Origin of the sequence: Porphyromonas cangingivalis, from assembly GCF_900638305.1 — a bacterium.
Classification (GTDB): Bacteria; Bacteroidota; Bacteroidia; order Bacteroidales; family Porphyromonadaceae; genus Porphyromonas_A; species Porphyromonas_A cangingivalis.
The window spans coordinates 135,433-156,323 of the sequence record NZ_LR134506.1 but is presented as its reverse complement, the minus strand read 5'-3'; the positions used below and the strand labels follow the sequence as shown (position 1 = coordinate 156,323).

The following is a 20,891-nucleotide window of genomic DNA, read 5'->3' as shown; positions in this document are numbered from 1 at the left end:
TGAAATACTTTAATGTTCTACATAATTATGTTCGCTTAGTGATAATGCGAGCTATTAAAAGGATAAGATCAGAGAGGATCAGTTTGTACGGAGGGGTGTCGGATGTAGGTGTGTGGATGCGTTCACGATCCAAATCAAGTCTCTCGGGAAGATCATGACGAACACCGATCTCATCCATGAGAGACTGGACAACCGCTTTGAGGCTGTCGAGAGACACCATACCCCAACGGTGTTGGTCGATGAGGTGCAGGATGGCGAATATCTGTGTACAAAGGAGATTATCCCTTTCCAAATCTGCGATGAGCGGTGTGATGGTATCGTCATCCACACCTTGTCGGATGTGCTTGCAATAAGATCGGATCTTCTCCTCGGTGATGCCATAGCGCACCCCTTGCCATAAGAATGAAGCTTGACGAGAAGGATTCATCCCTGTCTGCTTGTCCAATGCATCAGTGACAGCATCTTTCACTGTCTGACCTATCATTTCGCCCAACAGAACGTGCTTCCCGGCGTTGTAGAGGGTAATGTCACTTTCTTCGTTACAGATGACAATCAATGTGTCTGTGCCCGATCCTGTCGCCAAGCCTTCGGAATAGCGACTCGGAGCCATGAGTTCTTGCAAGGCCGCAGTCTTGGCTTCGGTAGCAGTCATGACAGCTCTCGTGAGAGCACCACCGTCGAGCTTGGCATCGATGAAAAGGAAGACGTTGATCGTACCCGGAGGAGGGAGGAGACTCTTACGCTCAAACTCATCGTATGCAGCAGGATCACCCGCTCTACCACCATTGACATCTATGCCTGCGGTGGCTACAGCCATGACTTTGACGCCATGGTACTCGCGCTGAGCAATCGCCATGTTTTCGATCAGTGCAGCCGTCCCCATACCTGTGGTGATGGATGCCGGCAAACCTATCTCTTGGGCCGTGAGGGCATAATGCTCCATGAGATTATTCCCCTTCATGCCGGTACAACGTCGTTGCCGTATCTCAGGACGCTTGCCGACACTTTGATTGAAAGCATAGCGCAAGTCCGTGCGATAGCCTCCATTAAGGTTCGAAGCACTCACGACACCACGCTTACCCGCAAACTCTATGATGAGAGACTCGTTTGCAAAATAAGCAGTATCCCCCATAGGGGTGTGAAAGAGGATTTGGTCACGAGGGAAATCGGATTGAGAAGTCTGCATAGTAATACTAAGTTCTATTTTGCTTGGTGATCAATTCTTTAAGTTGTACAATTTCGTCGAAGCGATAGTATTCGCCATTCATGTACTCCGCTATTTTCTGAGCCTTGCCCAAGCGTAGAAAGCCATGTTCGGTATCTATGACGAGGGTACGGTAGCACCTTTGGGAGAGAGCCTCTGCAACTTTGTGTATGTGCTCGATATTATTTTCGCCACTCATCGACGAAGTCGCTCTTCCATCGGTGAGGAGCACCACGACAGGCAGGAGCTCCGGATCCCTCTTACGCTCCAGATCAAGGTACTGGTTAGCTTTTTCTATCGCAAGCCACAGGGGGGTACGCCCCCCTGTGCGTATATCTTCCATGAGATAAGCAGCTCGCTCTACACTCTTGGTGAATGGCAGACGGAGGGTAGCTTCATCTTGAGCAAAGGTGAGCAGCCCCACATGATCGCGCTTGGTGTATGCTTCCTTCAAAAGCTCTATTATCGTCCCCTTGACCAGCCCCATACGCTTACCAAGCCCCATGGATCCGGAAGTATCCAAAATGAAAAGGATGTGATAGCCCCCACGGCGTTGGCGTTGGTGCACTCGATAATCACTCTTGTGAATGATCAGACGAAGATCGATCAAGTCGTCTGTAAGCCTCACTTTTCGGTGTCGTTCGTACTGATACGGAATAGCGGCTCTTATCGTTGCCGGAAGTGAGATGTCCGATCGATCTTGGCGAGGAAGCATCGCTCTACGGTTACGGCCACGCCTACTTGGGAGCGAACTGTACAATCTGCGACCATAACCGACACGCTCACGGGTCCGGCGTGCAGGTACTGCTATCGGATTGAATAGCAGTTCGGAGTGCTCTGTGAGTGCAGGACGATCCTCTCCGGCCATAGGCGGAGGCTGAGACATGGACTTTAGTACCTCCTGAGGATCGGTCTCCATACCGGTGGGGAGTTCTTTTTCAGAAGAAGTCGGAAGAGTTGTCTCCTCCGTATTCGTTTTCTCTCCGTTTGTCTCTTGCTGTTGCGTCTCATCCGGTTCCGAAGGCTCACTCATCGGAGGCACATCCTCCTGCACCGACAACATACGATGGCTCAATACAAGCTCACGTAGGGCGTCCACATCTTTACGCTCGACGACACGTTTGTTTTGCCATGCAGCCCAAGATAGGGCACTCTCCGAAAGTGCGATCTCCGCCCGATGTCCGAGTGTCATGGGGTGGGCACAGACCTGCGCTATGTATAAAGCAGTTTGTGACGGGAGTGAGACTCCGTCTCTCCTCACCATCGCAGCTGTCAACAGGCTCTTCAAGGTCTCATCCTCTTCGGCCTTGGCCTCACGCATGGCTTCCAAAATGATGCGTTTACGGACATCGACCACCTCACTGGTCTGTAGTTCGACAAAGAGGTCAAACTTGTCCAAAAGGGCGGAAGGGATAGCCCCCTCCCTCGGATTGGTCGTTGCGATGATGGTGTACCTATCCTCTCCGCTCTGTCGCTCCAGATGTGAATAGATCTGAGACATGAGATCTCTGGGCATCAGACTGAGGTGCTCGATAAGGACGATACGTCCCCGCATTCGACTCAACAACCCTTCGTGCTCGATGAGACCTCCCGAGTGCGAAGCCGAAAGCGAGACCCTTGGATACAACATATCCTCGTTCAGCGAAGACGGAAGGCGCACAATCTGCTCGGTGCACATCGACTCTATACACGACAAGAGCATCGACTTGCCGGTGCCACAGTTTCCACTCAAGAGCAGACTCCCCCCACGTGGTCGTAATAGTGTTACGACCACGGCCTTAACCGCATCTTCCATGCCCACGAGTTGAGAGAATCTATATGCCATACCGTCGAACTTGTCTACAAAAAGAGAAAACTACCCTTACGAAATATCCGGTATCAGGCGTTCGCAAAGAAGACGAAGGTCATCAGCAGAAAAGTAAGCCTGCTCGAAGGGCATTCGCCTCAGTCGGTGAGGCAGTACCAGTTCGGCCGCCGAGTATATATGGCTCGATGTCAAGGTCTCACTCCCCTCCAAGGCCGCCGTGGCCAAAGCCGCTTTGAGGAGGGTGATGTCTGCTCTGTGTCCATCCACCTGAAGCTCGATACCGATACGAGCAATGACTTCTACCAGAACATCCGAATAAACGATCCGAGGAAGAAGCTCTCTTGCCACCTGCAAGCTCCGACGAAGACACTCTTCTTCCTCTCCGTAAGACTCTACAAACCCCTTGGGATCTCGTTCGAATGCCAGTCTGCGCTTCAAGACCTCACTGCGAGCCTCCACAGATCGTTCACCTCTGACCTCCACCGAGAGGGCAAAGCGATCCAAGAGCTGAGGACGCAAGTCTCCCTCCTCGGGGTTCATGGTCCCCACGAGTGTAAATCGGGCAGGATGTGCATACGAGATCCCTTCTCTTTCGATATGATTGACTCCCATGGCAGCAACGTCGAGGAGCACGTCTACCAGATAGTCCTCCAAAAGGTTGACCTCATCGACATAAAGGATGTTGCCATGCGAGCGAGCAAGGATTCCGGGTGAGAAGCAGACCTCTCCTGTCGAGATGGCGTGCTCTATGTCGATAGATCCTATCAGCTTGTCCTCTGTCGTGGCTATGGGGAGCTCCACGACTGTCATGCCGGCCTGCAGGGTACTCAGAGCCCTCACGATGGTGGACTTGGCTGTTCCCTTTTCGCCCAAGATCAGCACCCCTCCGAGTAAGGGATCCACGACATTGAGGAGTAAAGCCCGCTTCATCTTCTCCTGACCGACAATGGCAGAGAATGGGAAGTATATGGGTACGGTCGAGGTACTGTGATCGTTAGAGACTGTCATATAAGAGATTTGATTATTATATGGGTTGCAGATAGCATTGTTTATTTTTCTTTAGTGTAAGTTTGGCATAAAATTTTTCGATCAAGTGAGGGATGCCTAAGGATAAAAATCAAGTTATAGGACCTTCATTATCGAGTCTTACGATCTTCGTCATCGAATCTTACGACTTTCGTCATCGAGTCCTACGACTTTTTTCGATGGTTCTACTCCTTGGTCGACCTCCTTCCTCCTTCTTCCAACAGGCCTTCACAATCCAAAAAGACCTCCGTAAGCATCTCGATGGTCTCGGGCTTGGCATTCCACATCCCACGCTGAGCAGCTTCGAGGAGCTTTTCGGCCACCTCTTGAAGTGCCCATGGATTGACCTCTCTCATCCAGTCTCGATTGTCCGGATTACCGACGAAATGCTCGGCAAGTGCCTCATAGTTCCAGTCCAACACAGTGTCTGCCGTGGCATCCCACCCGAATATGTTGTCCATGTTGTACGCGATGTCGTATGCCCCTCGGTATCCATGTCGCTTGAGTCCCTCGATCCAGATGGGATTCAGTAGACGAGAGCGCATGACACGAGCAGACTCCTCCATCACAGTACGCACGATACTGCGTGAGGGATCTGAGGTGTTCCCATAGTAGGACTGTGGTGTCCGTCCGCTACACTTCTTCACCGCAGCAATGATACCTCCATGATAGATGTACTCATCGTCGATGTCATAGAGATCGAACCCGATGATGTTTTGGTTCTTGACGGTTGCTTCGACTTTGGAAAGACGACGCTCAAAGGCTTCTCTACGTAGGGCACCATGCAGACCTTGGGTGTAGGCATGACCACCCCAAGCGATGGCAGCTGTGCCGAGATCATCACTGTTTTGCCACTGTTTGGTCTCGACAAGTACATTTACACCTCCGCCATAAGTACCGGGAGGACATCCGAAGACACGGATCGCGGCCTCTTGACGTGCGGTCTCGGGATCTATGCCATCTTCGAGAAGTTGAGCCAGTTCCTCATCGTAGTGCTTCTTGACATAGTTGTCCTCGTGGCTTTCGTCGAGAGCAACGACGATGCGGACAGCTTCGTCGATAAGGGTGATGATGTTGGGAAAAGTATCTCTCAACAGACCGGAGATACGTGAGACGACATCGATACGTGGGCGTCCGAGTTCGGATAAGGGGATGACCTCCAGGCCGACGACCTTGTCTGAGGTGTCACTCAACCACTGCGGGCGCAAACCCATCAACCACAATATCTCTCCAATATCTTCGCCATAAGTGCGCATCTGATCTCCCGAGTACAAGACTATCGCTATACTATCGGGATATTTGCCGGTATCTTCCAGCTGTCGCTCCAAGAGCTGTGCACCGAGATTCATACCGATGGCATAAGCGGTATGCGAAGGGATCTCATTCGGATCGATGGCATACATATTACGCCCCGTAGGGAGGATGTCGAGAGCTCCCCGACAAGGACTTCCACCCTTGCCGGGTGGGACAAATCCGGCTTGAGTCCCGAGGTAAAGGTTCGCCAGTTCGTCAGTGGCTCTCATCAGTCGAGGATAAACCTCACTGATGGCAAGCTGCAACACTGCGCGTAGAGAGTGAGCCTCTCCCGTACATCTCCCAAGGATATGTGTGAGCTCTGCCTCATCGGGGGCATGAACAAATCCCGATGCAAGCATCGAGGTGATGACTTGTCTCGAAAGTGCAGTCAGACGATCGATCATCATCGAAGCGGTCATCCCTTCGGAGACGATGTGTTCGGGCGTATCTCTCAGCACATCTTCGCTATAGCCATAATAGCGTGCCAAGCCGTCCAAAAGCGAAGGTATCTTGCCATGTGGCAGTCTCAACAGCATACGGATGCTACTCTCCAAGCGTTCGGCTTCGGGCACTTGACCGAATATATGCAGACCATCACGTACCATGGATCCTTTGAGCGTCCCGAGCCAATTGTGCAACCTGACGAACAACTCTTCATCAACCTCTTGGTCTTCGGAGTAACCGATGTCTTTATCAAGGTTGAGCGTGACGACCTGTTGCAAGATCTCGGATCTGAGAGATGCCTTCTGAGCAGGGGTGATATTGCTTGTTAGGTACTTACTCACCAAAGCATCAAAGTCGGTCAAGTCGCCATAAGTGCCACCTTCAGTCATGGCTGGCTCCATGTGATTGAGCAGTACCGCTGCCGAACGCCTTTTCGCTTGGATCCCTTCACCGATGATGGCCGTATGGTATATGTACAGATGGGGCATATCTTCGGCATTCACAAGAGGGAAACAGGATCGGGACAAACCCTTCTCCTTCCCCGGCAACCACTCCAAAGAGCCGTGTGTCCCGACATGGATGAAGACATCTGCCTCAAAGACATGGCGGATCCATCGGTACAAGGCGATATAATAATGCGGACAGACGACTTCTGTGCTGTGGTAAATCTCCTCGGCATGCTCCTCATAACCTCTTGGGGGCTGAAGACCGATGAAGACATTCCCATTGATGATGCCGGGGACGGGCATCTGGTCGTCAATGACCTTAAATGTTCCCGGAGCCTTGTCCCAGCTTTTCGTGAGCCTTGTCTGTACCTCTTGTGTCAAGAGATCGTGCCAGCGCAAGTAAAGCGATGTGGGGATGCTGTCCACGGCACGTGCAAGGACCTCCTTGTCCTCGAGCCACCCCGTGTCATTGGTGACAGCATCGATGATGCGACCGATGATCTCATCACCATCCTTGTAACGATCGGGAAGATAAATGCCTTCTTTCCTGAGGATTTCGACAACATTGTACACACTCTGAGGAGAATCCAGTCCTGCGGCACAACCGATACTGTCGTTGCGCGGAGGCATATTGTGAAAGATGATGGCGATGCGCTTCTCCTCATTGGGTTTGCGCCTGAGCAGTGCCCATCGAAAGGCCAGCTTTGCGACAGTCTCGATGCCTTCTGCAAAAGGAGCATAGTAAGGCAACCCATCATCAGCAAGCTCTCTCGTACCTATGGGATAACCGTCTATCTGACCGTCAAACTCCGGATAACAAACCGATGAGATAAGTGCAATGGCATCCAAGCCCTCTACATTCTTACGATACTCTTCAGCACTGTGATATGTCGTATAGGCTTGTAAGATGGGAAGATTGAGACGTTCGATGATACCGGTCTTGTCATCCTCGCGAGCCCATATCGGCCCCGCCTGCTCAAAGACTCCCATCGAATAAGGCATAAGGTTGATGATGCTGTCGGGGATCGGTACACCGTCATGCAAGAAGTACTTTTCCAGTGCAACCGAAAGGCCTTGTTCGCCGGTGACAGGGTCCTCAGATCCTGTCGTGAATATGGGCAATACTTTGGCTCCAAGGGTTTCGATACAGGAGAGCAGACTGTCTACGTGAAGGAGATTGTGAGAACGACAGAGATAAAACGGCACTATGACACCTATGACACTTACCCCTCGTGTCTTCGCATCCAGTAGTTGGCGGACATAAACCTGTTCGTCCTCTTCTTCTTGGCCATAGATCCCTTGCCAACGCGGATACCGTGCTGGCTCATAGTCGAGGGACAACCCTCCAAAACGCGATGCGACAAAACGATGCAACCGGGTGGCATTGTCGGCATCAAAGCATTTGATATAGCGTTGTATGGTAAGGTAATCCGCTTGATTGACTTTGAGACGTGGCAGGAGCTCTGCGACTTCATCTTCCATGTTGGAGAACACGAAAAGAACTTGTCTACTTGCGAGTTCATCGAAGAGACGGTTGAGCCCCCTAAAGCAAGACACCGAGCCGTGGGTCAAGAGAAATATAAAGTCAGCCTCTTTGACTAACCTCCATCCTACTGTGTCTCCACTGTCAAGGAGAGATACCCCTATCCGATCCACTCGGATAGAAGGGTCATCTTGAGATGGTGCCACAGAGGTATGGCCGTCAAGGATGTAAAGGATGCGGTATGTCAAATCAGAAGCCATAGTATCGTCGAGCGTCAAATGTATCTTAGGTAATGGTATTGATCAGAGTGACCAAGTCTTTGATGCAGGAGGCTGTATGATGCACCGAGCCTTGAGCAAGGTGCCAAACACCATCTTTGACTTGTACAGAAAGAGTGTCAGGCTGTTTGTCTGTCGCAAGATCATAACCTATGCGCCCGAGAGCCCTCTTTGTCCAAATGTATGACAACCCTTCGGCCTCGAGGTGTATGACCTTACTCTTTGCAAGTCGGGTGACGAACTCTCCTGCCTCTGAGTCGTAGCCCAACCATTCGTTGCCGAATGTCTTTTCGACACTTCCGGCAAGCACAAGATCTTCCGGCGCCCCCGTGGTGAGTCGTCCCTCACGATCCAAGAGCCATATCGTATCTGCCCAGGACAAGGCAAGATCGAGCTCATGGGTCGAGACAAGGATGCTACGCTTCATATCGTGTGCCAGCCTACGGAGCATGAGTATGACATCAAGACGAGAGGGAAGATCCAAATGTGCCGTGGGCTCATCCAAGAGGATCAACGGGGTCTGTTGTGCCAAAGCTCTTGCTATCATCGTGCGTTGGCGTTCACCATCGCTAAGTTCGGACAACGTACGTTGCTCCATCCCCCTCAGATTGCACAGTTCAATAGCCTCTGCAACCAATTTGTGATCATACTCCGACAACTTCCCAAGATAGCCGATATGTGGATAACGACCGATACTCACAACATCCTCGACGGTCATCGTCGCACTCGTTATGCGCTCTGTCAAGACAAGACTGAGCATCTTTGCGATCTGACCTATCGACTGCTTCGCCACGCTCTCTCCTCCAATGAGAACCTCGCCTGATATAGGGGGTAGCAGACCGGCAATGGTGTGCATGAGGGTAGACTTACCACTCCCATTGGGACCCATAAACATGACCAACTCTCCCGGAGCTATCGAAACGTTGAGATCCTTGGAGATGATGCGTTCACCCCTTTTCCTATCACGATAGCCTGTAGAAAGGCCTTTGGTTTGTAGTCCGAAACTTGTACTCATCACCAAACAAAACTATAAAACAGAGGACGAACGATGATCTTTTATCACGATGAAGATGACCACAGGTGCACCTATAAGAGAGGTCAATGCATTGATCGGCAGTAGCATCCCTTTGCCCAAAAGTTGGGTCAGGATGTCACAGATGATCAGCAGGAGAGATCCGGACAACATCGTGGCAGGGATGAGTATGCGATGATCACTCGTCCGAAACAACAACCTGACAAAATGAGGGACTGCCATCCCAAGGAACGCAATAGGCCCTGTGAAGGCTGTGATACATCCGGCCAACATACTGGTGATTCCGATAAGGGCAAAGCGGACGAACTTGACATTCGTACCCACGGAGCGTGCATAGTTCTCTCCGAGAGCAAGGGCGTTCATCTGCTTGGGCATGAGCAGGGCGAAGACAAGCCCGGCAGTGATGATCGGGATCATCAGATGAAGTTGTCTCCATGTCGTCCCCGAAACGCTCCCAAATGACCACAAAAGATATGTCTTGAGCGTCTCTTCATCACTGAAAAACTGCAAGATCGAGATAATCGCACTCGAAAGGAAGCCGACCATAACCCCTACGATCAGCACCGAGACTATATTTCTGACCCTACTTGCCACTGCCGAGATCAGTAGCAACACCACCGACGAACCGATACACGCCGAGATGATGATACCCCAGGTAGATACTCCGGAGTTGAATATCGCTACCGAAGGGAACAAGCTGTAAGCCATCGTGTACATGGCCACTCCCACACCGGCACCACTATTGATCCCAAGGATAGAAGTATCCGCCAAAGGGTTGTGAAAGAGGTTTTGCATCTGCAAGCCTGCAATCGCAATACCGGCTCCGGCAAAGAGAGCTGTCAGAGCTTTGGGTAGGCGGAAGTTATGGATGACATAGCTTGATGTTTCGCCGTTGTCTCCGTTCCAAAGCGTACGAAGGACGGCCTCGGGCGAGATAGATACGGCACCTGACATGATGTCGAGCACAAAAGCCACTATGATCAGCAGCAATAGGATGAGTAGGAGGACTCTTGATCTTAGCGTCATCGAGAAAGCCTTTTATGTAAGGTCAGAAAAAGAGAAGACTATCCTATCAATCATTGGTCAGCTTTGTCCAATAGACAGTCTCATACTCCGGAAGCAGGTCGGGATGAGCGATCTTGATGATGTCTTTGAGCAAAAGATCGGGATGGTAAGGCCCACTTTCCCAGAAGTCGTTTCCACCATTTTCATTGACCAGCTTGCGATCCACCCAGATATTTCCCTCTTTGGCCGCATCGAAGTGACGGTAACGCTCATTGAGTGAGAGGAAGTCTTCGAGCGTGGTCAATTCTCCTGTCATGAGGCAGAGCCACAGCTTTTTGTGGCGATGATTTGCAAAAATATACTCAAAACTCGTAGGACGGTTGTCAAGCTCTCCCGGCACATAATCGTAGGCCACCTTGGCATCTGCAAAAAGGTTGGTGATATAAGCATATTCACCGGGGAGATGCCATACCCCTTTGTAGTCTTTACCATACATGATAGGGACGATCTCGGTCACTCCTTCAGCGAGTTTTCGAGCCTCCTCGTAGCGCAAGACCATATCTTGGAAAGCACTATCGGCCAACTCATTACGACCGAAGAGCATCGCCATGACCTTGAACCACTCGGCACGGCCAAGGAGATTGCGTTCCTTCCAGTTGTTGTAATAAACTATATTGATCCCCGAAGCCATGATGTCTTCGTCCTTATCTGTCGCACTATAAACATCCTGAAGATAGATCTCGGGATGTAAGCCGATCAGCGACTCCACATCTCGGCTCATACCTCGCCCTATCCCCTGGACATAACCCTCTTTGATGCGACGTTGGACGATCGTATCATTGACATAGTGAGGGTTGCTGCAAGCGATGAGTTTGTCGTATATCTTGAGGATGGAGAGAGCCCCGATCTCTGTCGAAGAGTTACACGCAAGGGTAAGGGCAGGGACCGGGATCAACTTCGCCTTGGGCGACACCACATGAGGGGCATCGGTCCAACGAGGATAAAGGACATAATAACCGGCAGTATCAAGTGTCCCCGGTGTATAGATGACAAGTTCCTTGTGTGTGTCATGATTTTGGACGGAAAAGCCCTGAGCATATTCGACTCTTACAGGAAAAGCGAAATCCAGAGAGTCACTCACCGCATCCATGCCCTGAGTCGTCTCACCACTCTTGGCAGAAGGAGTACATGAGCCACAGATGAGGATGAGGAGACATATTCCCAATAGTTTGGAGATATTCATCATACGATACCTATTTTATGTTTTACCATCAAATTACTCAATGGGGTATCGTAGACGAAACAAACATTTGGTAGTAGGACATACTGCACTCTCGCCAATTATATGACGAATAAAGGCAGACACTCTCCACATACTAATGTCATCATCAGTCTCTTCAACCCGAGAAACATCGGCTATCCTAAAGAGGCAGGTCTTCCGACTCGATCCGAAGTACTGCGCCTTCCCATCCTCTTTTATCCAAAGACAGTGGCATCGTACAGTACCATGATGATCTTACGGCTACGGGGACAGTGTCGGCTTTGCACCGACTTCCCTTTTAATCCCATTCTCATGAGAGACTGATAGCACTCTCAAAATTGGGGAACCTCAATAGTGTCTGTGGGGAAACTTCGCCCCACATCAATAGCAAGACAAAGATAGATAATTTTTGTATCAATTCGGAAATGCCCTCTTCTCATTGTGTCAGATAGGGAGACATACCACAAAAAAGCCCCTCCGCACAGGTGGCTTGAAGCCTGTGGGAGGGGACGAACAGACCAAAAGTCTTACATTGTCAAAAAAAAGAGTTTTTAGTTATTTGATCTGCACAATAAACATGGAGTCTAGTGTTTTTTTAGTTCTTCTTACCTATGGTTCTTTCATTTCTTTTCGTATGACAAGAGGCGTTGATCGCCTTCGAGCGCACGCAGGTGTGAGATGTCCTGAGTGACCTCGACGACACCGAGGTATTCGCCCTCAGGATTACGGACGGCTGTGTACTCGATGTGGATGAAGCGTCCCATGAAGTTGGACAACCAAAATGCCGCCTTACTCTCTCTACCGGCCTTGAAGTCCTCAAGTATCTGCTCCACAATATGGACACTACCCGGAGGGTGACACATACGCACATCACGACCGATGATGGATCTGTTGCGCTCAAAGACACGCTTGGGACTGTGAGAGAAAAACCTCACCTTGTCATCCTTATCGACAAAGGTGATGTCGATGGGCAGGTGGATGAAGAGGGCTTCGAGCTCTTCGATGTTGAAGTTGCCCGACGAGAGACGAATGGCTCCACTATGTGCATTGACCGCTGCACTTTCCGAAGTACTATCCACGCCTTCGGGCCTCCACTCATCCTCCGGATCGATGAGTGTGTAGCCAAATTCTGGCGTCTCTTGGTAGACCTTGTACCACTCTTCGTCGCTCAAGACATCCATAGACATCGGGAAGAGGATCTCCTCTTCTTTCATGATCATCCCCTCGATCATCTCCACCGCAGGTGCGATGGTAGATGTGAGAGCATCACGAAATGCATCAGCAGTAGAGATGCCGGCCTTGAGAACTTCGACCGAAGCCTTGAGCTGTGCACGAGTCTCGTCGTGCTTGCCCCAGAGGACCTTGGGAGGTCCTGTGATGTGATGCTTCTCAAGGTAGGGGAAGAGAAGATACTCCTTGCGTTTGTAGTGCTTGTCGACGTCCCAAAAGTTGTTGAGGATCGTACGGAGCTGCATGAGATAGCCCGGGACTTGGTTGTCAGAGATGCCTTTCACAGCTTCAACGAGGGCATAGAAGTCCTTGATCTGAAGACGGATGGCGCTGTTCTCCTTCTTGAACGTATCCACAGGATGTCCTGCTGGGACAGGCTTTGCCCCTTCGAGGTCGATACTGCCGTCAAGGACTGCAGTGTGGAGGTCGCAGAAGCTGAGGATCTCCTCCTCGGTGAGGAGCTTGTCGTTGATGAGCTCCTGCTCGACCTCGACCACCTCATTGTATGGGATAGAGCGTAGGCGTTCGATGAGACGGTCTCTCACGGCATCGGCCTGCTCACCATTATGTATCTGGAGAAGGAGTTCTCGTAGTTCTTCCTTTCTCCTTGATGCGTTGTTGATGTACTCACTCATGATTACAGTGTTTTTTGTGGGAAGGTTTAGTATTGCAGCTGATTAAGCCCCAAGAAAGTGGCGCAAGTCTTCGTCCACTTCGGTGATGGGGGCGATGCCAAAGGCATTTACGAGAACGTTGGCAACGTTAGGAGACAAGAACGCAGGGAGTGTAGGCCCCAAGTGGATGTTCTTGACACCCAAGTGAAGGAGTGCAAGGAGGACGATGACGGCCTTCTGCTCGTACCATGCAATGTTGTAAGCGATAGGGAGATCGTTGAGGTCTTCGAGACCGAAGGCTTCCTTGAGCGCAAGGGCGATCTTCACGAGAGAGTAGCTGTCGTTGCACTGACCTGCATCGAGGACACGTGGGATACCGTTGATGTCGCCGAGAGGAAGCTTGTTGTAGCGGTACTTAGCACAACCCGCAGTGAGGATGACTGTGTCGTGTGGAAGCTTTTCGGCAAACTCAGTGTAGTAGTTACGTCCCTTCATACGACCGTCACAACCACCCATGACAAAGAACTTGCGGATAGCTCCACTCTTGACAGCCTCGACGACCTTATCGGCAAGGGCAATGACCTGATTGTGCGCAAACCCACCGATGATCTCGCCTGTCTCTACTTCCTTTGGAGGGAGGCACTTCTTGGCATGCTCGATGAGAGCAGAGAAGTCCTTGGGCTGTCCGTTTTTGCGATCTTCGATGTGCTTGAAACCTTCGAAACCTGATGCACCTGTCGTGTACACACGGTCTGCGTAAGTAGAAGTCTTACGAGGTGGGACGATACAGTTCGTCGTGAAGAGGACGACACCGTTGAAGTTCTCGAAGTCCTCGATCTGATGCCACCAAGAGCTTCCATAGTTACCGACGAAGTGCTCGTATTTCTTGAACTTTGGATAGTAGTTCGCAGGCAACATCTCGCTGTGTGTATAGACATCGACACCTGTACCCTCGGTCTGCTTGAGGAGCTCTTCCATATCCTTGAGGTCATGGCCACTGATGAGGATACCGGGATTGTTACGCACGCCGAGGTTGACCTTGGTGATCTCAGGATGACCATAGCTGGAGGTATTGGCCTTGTCGAGAAGGGCCATGACTTGTACACCGAACTTCCCTGTCTCAAGGACAAGAGCTGTAAGCTCATCAGCCGAAAGACCGTCGTTGGTCGTAGCGACAAGAGCTCTTTGCATGAATGCGTAGATCTCACCGTCTTCGTAACCGAGATTGTAGGCATGTTCGGCATAAGCGGCCATACCCTTGAGCCCATAGATGGTCAACTCTCGCAGCGAACGCACATCTTCATTTTCGGTAGCAAGGATGCCTACCTCCACAGCCTTGGTAGCCATTTCCATCTCGGTCTCCCCACTCCAAGAGATACCATCGAAAGTGACATCATCGAGGTTACCGCCGATCGAAAGGAGGTGAGCCTTCGCAGAATCACGAAGCTCCTGAGCTATACGGATACGAGTGATGAAGCGAGACTTGTCAAAGTTGGCATTCGTGATCGTCATGAACATACTGTCGACCACAAACTTGTTGATCTCGGGAAGTTCTACACCCTTTTCTCTGAGCCTTACAGTGATGTGAGATATTCCCTTGCAGAGATAGAGAAGCAAGTCTTGGAGGTTAGCCACATCTGCGGTCTTACCGCAAACGCCCACAACCGTACAACCTTGATTTTTAGAAGTCTCTTGACATTGATAGCAAAACATCTGTCCCATAGCTTTATCGTTTTTTTTGTGATGAGTATTATCTTGATTCTGTACCGCAAAGGTAGGGGGAGATATTCGCTAAAAACGTAACCGAAGTTACATCTTAAAACTTTCACAAAAAATAACGTTTCTCACTTTCATAACGTATCAAAAGAAACACAAAGTCAACACCGACAAACCTAAAGAAGTGTGCTCTCACGAGTACAGATTCTCTCGGATGACAGAATGATTTCTGTCGGGGAAACAGAGTGTTTTCTGGACGGGGACAGAATGAAATCTGTCCCCTGACGGAAAGTATGTCTTACAAAATCAGAGTTTGCCCCCGATATGAAGTACGAGACCCTTCAAGTATTCGCCCTCGGGATGATAGATACTGACGGGATGATCGGCAGGCTGACTGAGGACTTGGAGTACCCTCACGTGACGACCGGCAGACAGTGCGGCAGTGAAGACGGCTTGTCTGAACTGTAGGGGTGACACAGCTTGCGAACAACTGAAAGTAAATAAGATACCACCATCGGGCATCTTTGAGATCGCTTCGGCATTGATGCGTCGATAACCCTGCAAAGCATTGTGTAGTACACCTCTGTGCTTGGCAAAAGCCGGAGGATCGAGGACGACAAGGTCATACGCACCATACTCCATATCTTCCAAAAACTTGAACGCATCCGCAGCATGGGCTTCATGTCGGGCGACGACAGAAGCATCGAAGTTGTTGGCGACATTGCGATTGGTGAGGTCTATGGCTTTGGCCGAACTATCCACCGACACCACACTCTCTGCGCCACCCCTGAGCGCATATAGAGAGAAGCCACCCGTGTAGCAAAACATATTCAAGACCTTTCGTCCCTTGCTATATCTTTCGAGAAGGCTTCTATTCTCCCTCTGATCGATGAAGAATCCTGTCTTCTGCCCTTTTAGTATATCCGGTACGATACGAATGCCGTTTTCGTCACAAATAGGCTCCTGCCACTCACCGGCGAGGATACCGCTTCGCTCGTGATCCTCTTGCTTATTGGGCAGAGTGGTCTCGGACTTGTAGTAGACACATTTGAGTGCACCATCGTAGACCTTCATCAGTTGCCCTGCGATCATCTTGCGACGTCGGTGTATGCCTATCGTATGAGCTTGTAGCACCGCTACATCCCCATAAATATCGATGATAAGTCCGGGGATATAATCTCCCTCACCGTGCACAAGGCGATAGATCGACTCGTCGCGAACAAGCCCCAAAGAGTGACGAAGATGATGTGCTTCCTTCAGAAGGGTGTACCAGAAGTCGCCACTCTCGATGTCTGCACCTTCGTCAAACGAAAGAATCCGGACAGCGATCGAGCCCTCTTCGTAATAGCCATGCCCCAAGCACTCGCCATCCCTCGTGAAGACGGACACGGAGTCACCGGCCTTAAGGTCGGCATCACTGTCCATACGTATCCCCATGGAGAATATCCATGGATGCCTGCGTTCTACTGCTTTGAGTCTTGAGTCCTTTATGGTTATGCGTTTGCGTTTCATATCTTTATTCTTCTTGCTTATCGCTGATTCGTTTGCGTGTGGAGTGAGGCTTCTTTCTGAACGAACGAGCCTTCGGGACGGTCTTCTTCATCGGCTCAAAGACATTCTCCACCATCGCCGGCCTGAAGACATCTTTGAGCGCATCGAATATCCGCAGTCCTGCCCATGCGTCCAATCCGGCATAGTTGATCTGTGCTTCGGTGAGTGTCTCCTTCTCCCAATCAGAGAGACGCTGCCCCTTGGTAAGGCGTTTACCATAGAGGAGTGCATATATCTTGGAGAGGGAGCCTACCTGCATCTGATTTTCGACCGTAAGCCGTCGGATCTCCAGCATTCCCGCCGGTGTCCACTCATAATCGCTCCGAAGGATCCTTGCATCGTCGTGTATGCCCACGCCCACTTTTATGAGTTTTTTATCCTCTATGATCGCTCTCAAAGGAGCTTTGGCTTCGTCCGAAAGTCTAATAAGTCGGAAGATATAGGATCGCTCGGCATTGGCCAACTGCAGGAGTGCCACCTTGTGTGTCACCCCCTTCGTGAAACTCGGCTTCGTCTCAGTGTCAAACCCGACAATCTCAGAAGATCTGAGCAAGTCGCACACCTCCCCCACCCGATCGATGGGAGTCGTCTCATCTATCACCTCGACGGGGATAGGGATGACCTCTATGGGCAGTTCGTTCAGTTCGTCTTTGCTGATTTCTCTTGTCAGATCTGTCATCTAAGTGCTTTTATGCTTCGTCATACAATTCGGACAAATCCTCATCACCCCATTCATCGCTGTCATATCCGGTATTACCCTCTGATGTATTGGCATCTATACGATGGAGTTGGCGAAGGACGGTCAGCAACTTGGTGCCCCACTCATACCTGAATGTATAAGCGATCTCGGCAATGGCCTGCTCCTTGAGGCTCTCGACACCCTCACGATACACCCACATGGCATCCATGAGGTACTGATAGAGATCTGCCATGAGCTCGGACAAACTCATACCTATCGGGGTCTCGGAGTACACCATGTCGTAGACTTCGGTATCCAGAAACATATCCTCTTCGGCAAAGACGGCTTCGAGCAATCGTTTTACTCTCTCGTAGTCCTGCTCCGTCACCACACGCTCAAGGCTGGCAAAAGGATCTGTCGCCATCGCAGGTAGCGACAAAGCAGTCGCATACAGCGTAGCGAGTATCTTTCGGCAGTTGGTGATCGTCTCTGTATCCCACTTTTGTGAGGCATCGGGTGCCAATAGGGCACAGTACCTGACAGCCTGAGTCACGAAAGCGATGATCTCATCCCGGTATATGTTTTTATTCATTCGATGATGGTCTAAGTATTGTAATACAAAGTTAATGAAATACCTTCTAATTGCACGAGAGTTTTGTGACAAGAAACATATCTGCTCGCCAACCTCTTTTGTATTACGGACATAGGTCATACAATGACAGAAAACTTTATCTTTGTCGAAGATAAACATCCAACGAAAGACATAACACTATATTATTTCACCAAGATAAAGCCATTGTAAGATTATGAGACTTTTTATTCGTTTGATGCGAGAGATACACAAGATACTGGGGACACTTTTGTCCGTCCTCTTCCTCATGTGGTTTATCTCGGGCATGGTGATGATCTATAAGCGATTTCCGAACGTCAATAGGATCATACACAAGTACCAGACCTCTCTCCCCGACAGTCTTCCCGACATTCAGCTCCTTTCGGGCGTCCTTCCGGACAGTGCCTCTATCCGCTCGCTGTCGATCGAGATGGAGAGAGAGCAAGCCCTCTTCAACATCTCCACGGACAAGGGCAAGTTCAAACTATCTGCGGACACTCTGTTGCAAGAGGTCAAGTTTGGAGAAGTGACATTTGCCGAAATAGAGAGCTACGCAAAACGCTTTGCGAATGGCAACATCGCACGAGTGGACACACTGAGGCAGCTGGAGCAGTGGATCCCGATGTCTTCGTTCCGCTCACATTTCCCCATATACAAGTTCATTTACGATGATCCTGACAAGTCTTACCTCTATGTTTCATCGACGACGGGCAAAGCCCTTCAGTTCGTGACGAAGTCTGACAGATTTTGGGCATGGCTGGGACCTATCCCCCACTTCTTGTACTTCTGGCAACTGAGACAAGATGCCAAGTTGTGGAATTCGGTCGTATCCTGGCTGTCGGGACTTGGTGCGATCATGTGTCTTGCCGGGGGTGTCATGGGTATATACTCGTATGTCGTTGTATGGAAGAGACGAAAGAAGTTCCGCAGTCCGTACAAAAAATGGGACTTTAAGTGGCATCACATCACAGGATTTTTCTTCGGATTCTTTGTCTTCATGTTCATCTTGAGTGGATTCATGTCTCTCAACTCGTTGCCCAAATGGTTTATGAAGAATGAAGACACGACCCTCTCAGAGCGACTCTTCGACGAAGAGCCCCTTGTCCTCAATGAGCTCCAAGGCGATTACCGTGCCATCTTGGCTGCTTATCCCGGAGAGGTGAAGGAGATCGGTCTCAAAAGGTATGAGGACCGTCAGTTCTACACCGTACAGACGACCGAGGAGTCACTGACCCTCGAAGTCGTCGGCAACGAGGTCAGACCGTTCCGACTCACACAGCAGGAGGTCGAGGGCAAACTGAACAAGGTCCTCGGACGTCCGTACACCATCACTCTGATGACAGAGCCCGACAACTACTACGGAGGCAATCCCCGTCGGACACCACTTCCGGCCTATCGGGTAGAAGTCCAAGACAACGACCGCACCACACTCTATGTCAGCGCAGAGAATGGCCGCACACGACACTATACGGCACGTAGCAGGATCGAGAGATGGATATATCCGGCATTCCACACGTTCAAGGTCAAGCCATTTGTAGGTAACCCTCTTGCACGAGACATCTTCTTGTGGATCCTGCTCATCGGTGGCACCGTGGTATCATTCACAGGCGTTGTACTGGGCATCAAGTATATCAAGAGGTTATTCACCCGAAAGAGACGAAAATAACTCTTAAAGTCAAACGATAACCGCAAGGTGGCAGGCGATCGGAAAGCACAAATTCCATCCGATCGCCTGCCACCTTGTTTTTATCCGATCACACCACCCTCTCATTCCCCAAGCACTCTCTCGCAAGTCATCCTGAAAAAAGTCTTAGGAGACGACAAAAAAGGTCGTAAGATTCGATGACGAAAGTCTTACGAATCGATGAAACAAGTCTAACGACTTTTTTATGGGCATGATGATATCGAGTGTAACAAACGATTTGGGCAAGTTCAAAGAAAGAAATGACAATAAAAAAGTCCCCCAAAAAGCAACACAAAAAGACACAGAAACGGAGAGTCAATTCCGATCTCCAGACCTTTTACCGTGGAGCGACCTATAGAGCTAAGTCCAAATGCGAAATACTCCCTCAAAATGGGGATGGTTAAACTTTTGATACGCAATGAAATTTCTTTATATTTGCTTGGGTGGTTGTATCACCCAATTTTTATGACCGATACTCTCGTCTGCTGTATGAGCAGAGAATGCGGTCGGAACACATTTACAACAAAAACAAAACGACATGAATTCTATATTTGGTAAACTATTCGGTGCTTCTTCATCCCTATCAATGCAAGATATATATGACCTCGTACATCGAGACGGCGCAGTACTCTTGGACGTACGCACAGCCGATGAGTACCGCAAGGGCAAAGTCCACAACAGCATCAACATCCCGATCGACGAACTCGCAGAGAGGACTTCCGAACTGCCCAAGGATCGTCCGATCATCGTCTACTGTGCAAGCGGTGGACGTAGCTCCATGGCTCACCGCCTCCTCAAAGAGAAAGGGTTTGAGAAGGTGCACAATGCCAAGGTCTGGGAAGAGGTTTCTGCGGCATTGGACCGTCGTAAGTGATGTTTTTATTATTCTTCACCTCCGAAGGATCATAAAAAACTGCACAAAACAAACATCCTTGTGCAAAAAAGTAAGTATATTTGCAATTGGTAAAGAATGAACAGCTACTGTTTAGTAGTAGTCAATAACACTTGAAGCAGGTATGGTAATGTTATTACCTGCTCGACCCTAAAATGAAGTTATTATGAACATTTCTCACATCGAACACCTCGGGATTGCGGTCAGAAGCATCGAAGAATCCCTACCCTACTATGAGGGCGTACTCGGTCTAAAGTGCTACAACATCGAAGTAGTTGAAGACCAAAAGGTGAAAACGGCATTTTTCAAAGTCGGAGGAACCAAGATCGAACTCCTCGAACCCACATCCGAGGACAGCACCATCGCTAAGTTCATCGAAAAGAAGGGAGAAGGCGTGCATCACATCGCATTTGCAGTACCTGATGTGGAATCATCTTTGAGAGAGTGCGAAGAAAAAGGAGTATCCCTCATAGATGCCCATCCTCGTAAGGGTGCTGAAGGGCTCAATATCGCCTTCCTTCATCCTAAATCAACGAGAAGTGTGCTTACCGAACTTTGTTGTCATCCAACAGAAGCGAAGTAATCAGACTCGGCTCACAGGGCACGAACAAGACATCAAAATTTATCTAAAA

At 50.0% G+C, this 20,891-nt stretch carries 15 protein-coding genes and 1 riboswitch; of the genes, 3 read left to right on the top strand and 12 right to left on the bottom strand.

Features of this window, described 5'->3' with window-relative positions; translation table 11 throughout:
• Positions 1-25: 25 nt before the first annotated feature.
• The 12 genes from EL262_RS00645 to EL262_RS00590 all read right to left on the bottom strand — a co-directional run bounded on the left by EL262_RS00645 (position 26) and on the right by EL262_RS00590 (position 17,665).
• The gene (locus EL262_RS00645; protein ID WP_025838688.1) at positions 26-1,186 is read right to left on the bottom strand and encodes an adenosylcobinamide amidohydrolase; all 1,161 of its coding nucleotides are present in this window, start codon (positions 1,184-1,186) and stop codon (positions 26-28) included.
• Between the two features lie 7 nt (positions 1,187-1,193).
• Complete coding sequence (locus tag EL262_RS00640) at positions 1,194-3,029, bottom strand: VWA domain-containing protein (RefSeq protein WP_036853785.1); 1,836 nt, start codon at positions 3,027-3,029, stop codon at positions 1,194-1,196.
• 36 nt (positions 3,030-3,065) lie between these two features.
• Positions 3,066-4,019, bottom strand: coding sequence for a magnesium chelatase ATPase subunit I (locus EL262_RS00635; RefSeq protein ID WP_051522771.1), 954 nt, complete (start codon positions 4,017-4,019; stop codon positions 3,066-3,068).
• A gap of 203 nt (positions 4,020-4,222) precedes the next feature.
• Positions 4,223-7,966, bottom strand: coding sequence for a cobaltochelatase subunit CobN (locus tag EL262_RS00630; RefSeq protein ID WP_078735776.1), 3,744 nt, complete (start codon positions 7,964-7,966; stop codon positions 4,223-4,225).
• Positions 7,967-7,991: 25 nt separating this feature from the next.
• Positions 7,992-8,999 carry an ABC transporter ATP-binding protein gene (locus EL262_RS00625; RefSeq protein WP_126464323.1) on the bottom strand — a complete coding sequence of 336 codons (1,008 nt, stop codon included), beginning with the start codon at positions 8,997-8,999 and terminating at the stop codon, positions 7,992-7,994.
• Between the two features lie 12 nt (positions 9,000-9,011).
• Positions 9,012-10,043 (bottom strand): FecCD family ABC transporter permease, encoded by a 1,032-nt coding sequence (locus tag EL262_RS00620; RefSeq protein WP_025838682.1) that lies wholly within the window; start codon positions 10,041-10,043, stop codon positions 9,012-9,014.
• Positions 10,044-10,089: 46 nt separating this feature from the next.
• A complete protein-coding gene (locus tag EL262_RS00615; RefSeq protein ID WP_234394751.1) occupies positions 10,090-11,268 on the bottom strand; it encodes an ABC transporter substrate-binding protein in 1,179 nt (392 codons plus the stop codon).
• Positions 11,269-11,433: 165 nt separating this feature from the next.
• Positions 11,434-11,623, bottom strand: a riboswitch (cobalamin riboswitch).
• 280 nt (positions 11,624-11,903) lie between these two features.
• Complete coding sequence (locus EL262_RS00610) at positions 11,904-13,148, bottom strand: DUF438 domain-containing protein (RefSeq protein WP_025838676.1); 1,245 nt, start codon at positions 13,146-13,148, stop codon at positions 11,904-11,906.
• A gap of 42 nt (positions 13,149-13,190) precedes the next feature.
• Positions 13,191-14,840 carry a hydroxylamine reductase gene (hcp, locus tag EL262_RS00605; RefSeq protein ID WP_036850040.1) on the bottom strand — a complete coding sequence of 550 codons (1,650 nt, stop codon included), beginning with the start codon at positions 14,838-14,840 and terminating at the stop codon, positions 13,191-13,193.
• Positions 14,841-15,149: 309 nt separating this feature from the next.
• Positions 15,150-16,355, bottom strand: a complete 1,206-nt coding sequence (locus EL262_RS00600; RefSeq protein ID WP_078735778.1) for a class I SAM-dependent rRNA methyltransferase — start codon at positions 16,353-16,355, stop codon at positions 15,150-15,152.
• 4 nt (positions 16,356-16,359) lie between these two features.
• On the bottom strand, positions 16,360-17,073 hold the full coding sequence (locus EL262_RS00595) for a 3'-5' exonuclease (RefSeq protein ID WP_025838675.1): 714 nt from the start codon (positions 17,071-17,073) through the stop codon (positions 16,360-16,362).
• Between the two features lie 10 nt (positions 17,074-17,083).
• The gene (locus EL262_RS00590) at positions 17,084-17,665 is read right to left on the bottom strand and encodes a DUF5063 domain-containing protein (RefSeq protein ID WP_025838674.1); all 582 of its coding nucleotides are present in this window, start codon (positions 17,663-17,665) and stop codon (positions 17,084-17,086) included.
• Positions 17,666-17,879: 214 nt separating this feature from the next.
• On the opposite strand from EL262_RS00590, the gene EL262_RS00585 reads away from it, so the two are divergent.
• From EL262_RS00585 to mce, 3 genes are all read left to right on the top strand, one after another.
• Positions 17,880-19,349 carry a PepSY domain-containing protein gene (locus EL262_RS00585; protein ID WP_078735780.1) on the top strand — a complete coding sequence of 490 codons (1,470 nt, stop codon included), beginning with the start codon at positions 17,880-17,882 and terminating at the stop codon, positions 19,347-19,349.
• Between the two features lie 556 nt (positions 19,350-19,905).
• Positions 19,906-20,241: a rhodanese-like domain-containing protein gene (locus EL262_RS00580; protein WP_025838673.1), complete on the top strand. Its 336-nt coding sequence runs from the start codon at positions 19,906-19,908 to the stop codon at positions 20,239-20,241.
• A gap of 184 nt (positions 20,242-20,425) precedes the next feature.
• Complete coding sequence (mce, locus tag EL262_RS00575; RefSeq protein WP_036848745.1) at positions 20,426-20,842, top strand: methylmalonyl-CoA epimerase; 417 nt, start codon at positions 20,426-20,428, stop codon at positions 20,840-20,842.
• Positions 20,843-20,891 lie beyond the last annotated feature (49 nt).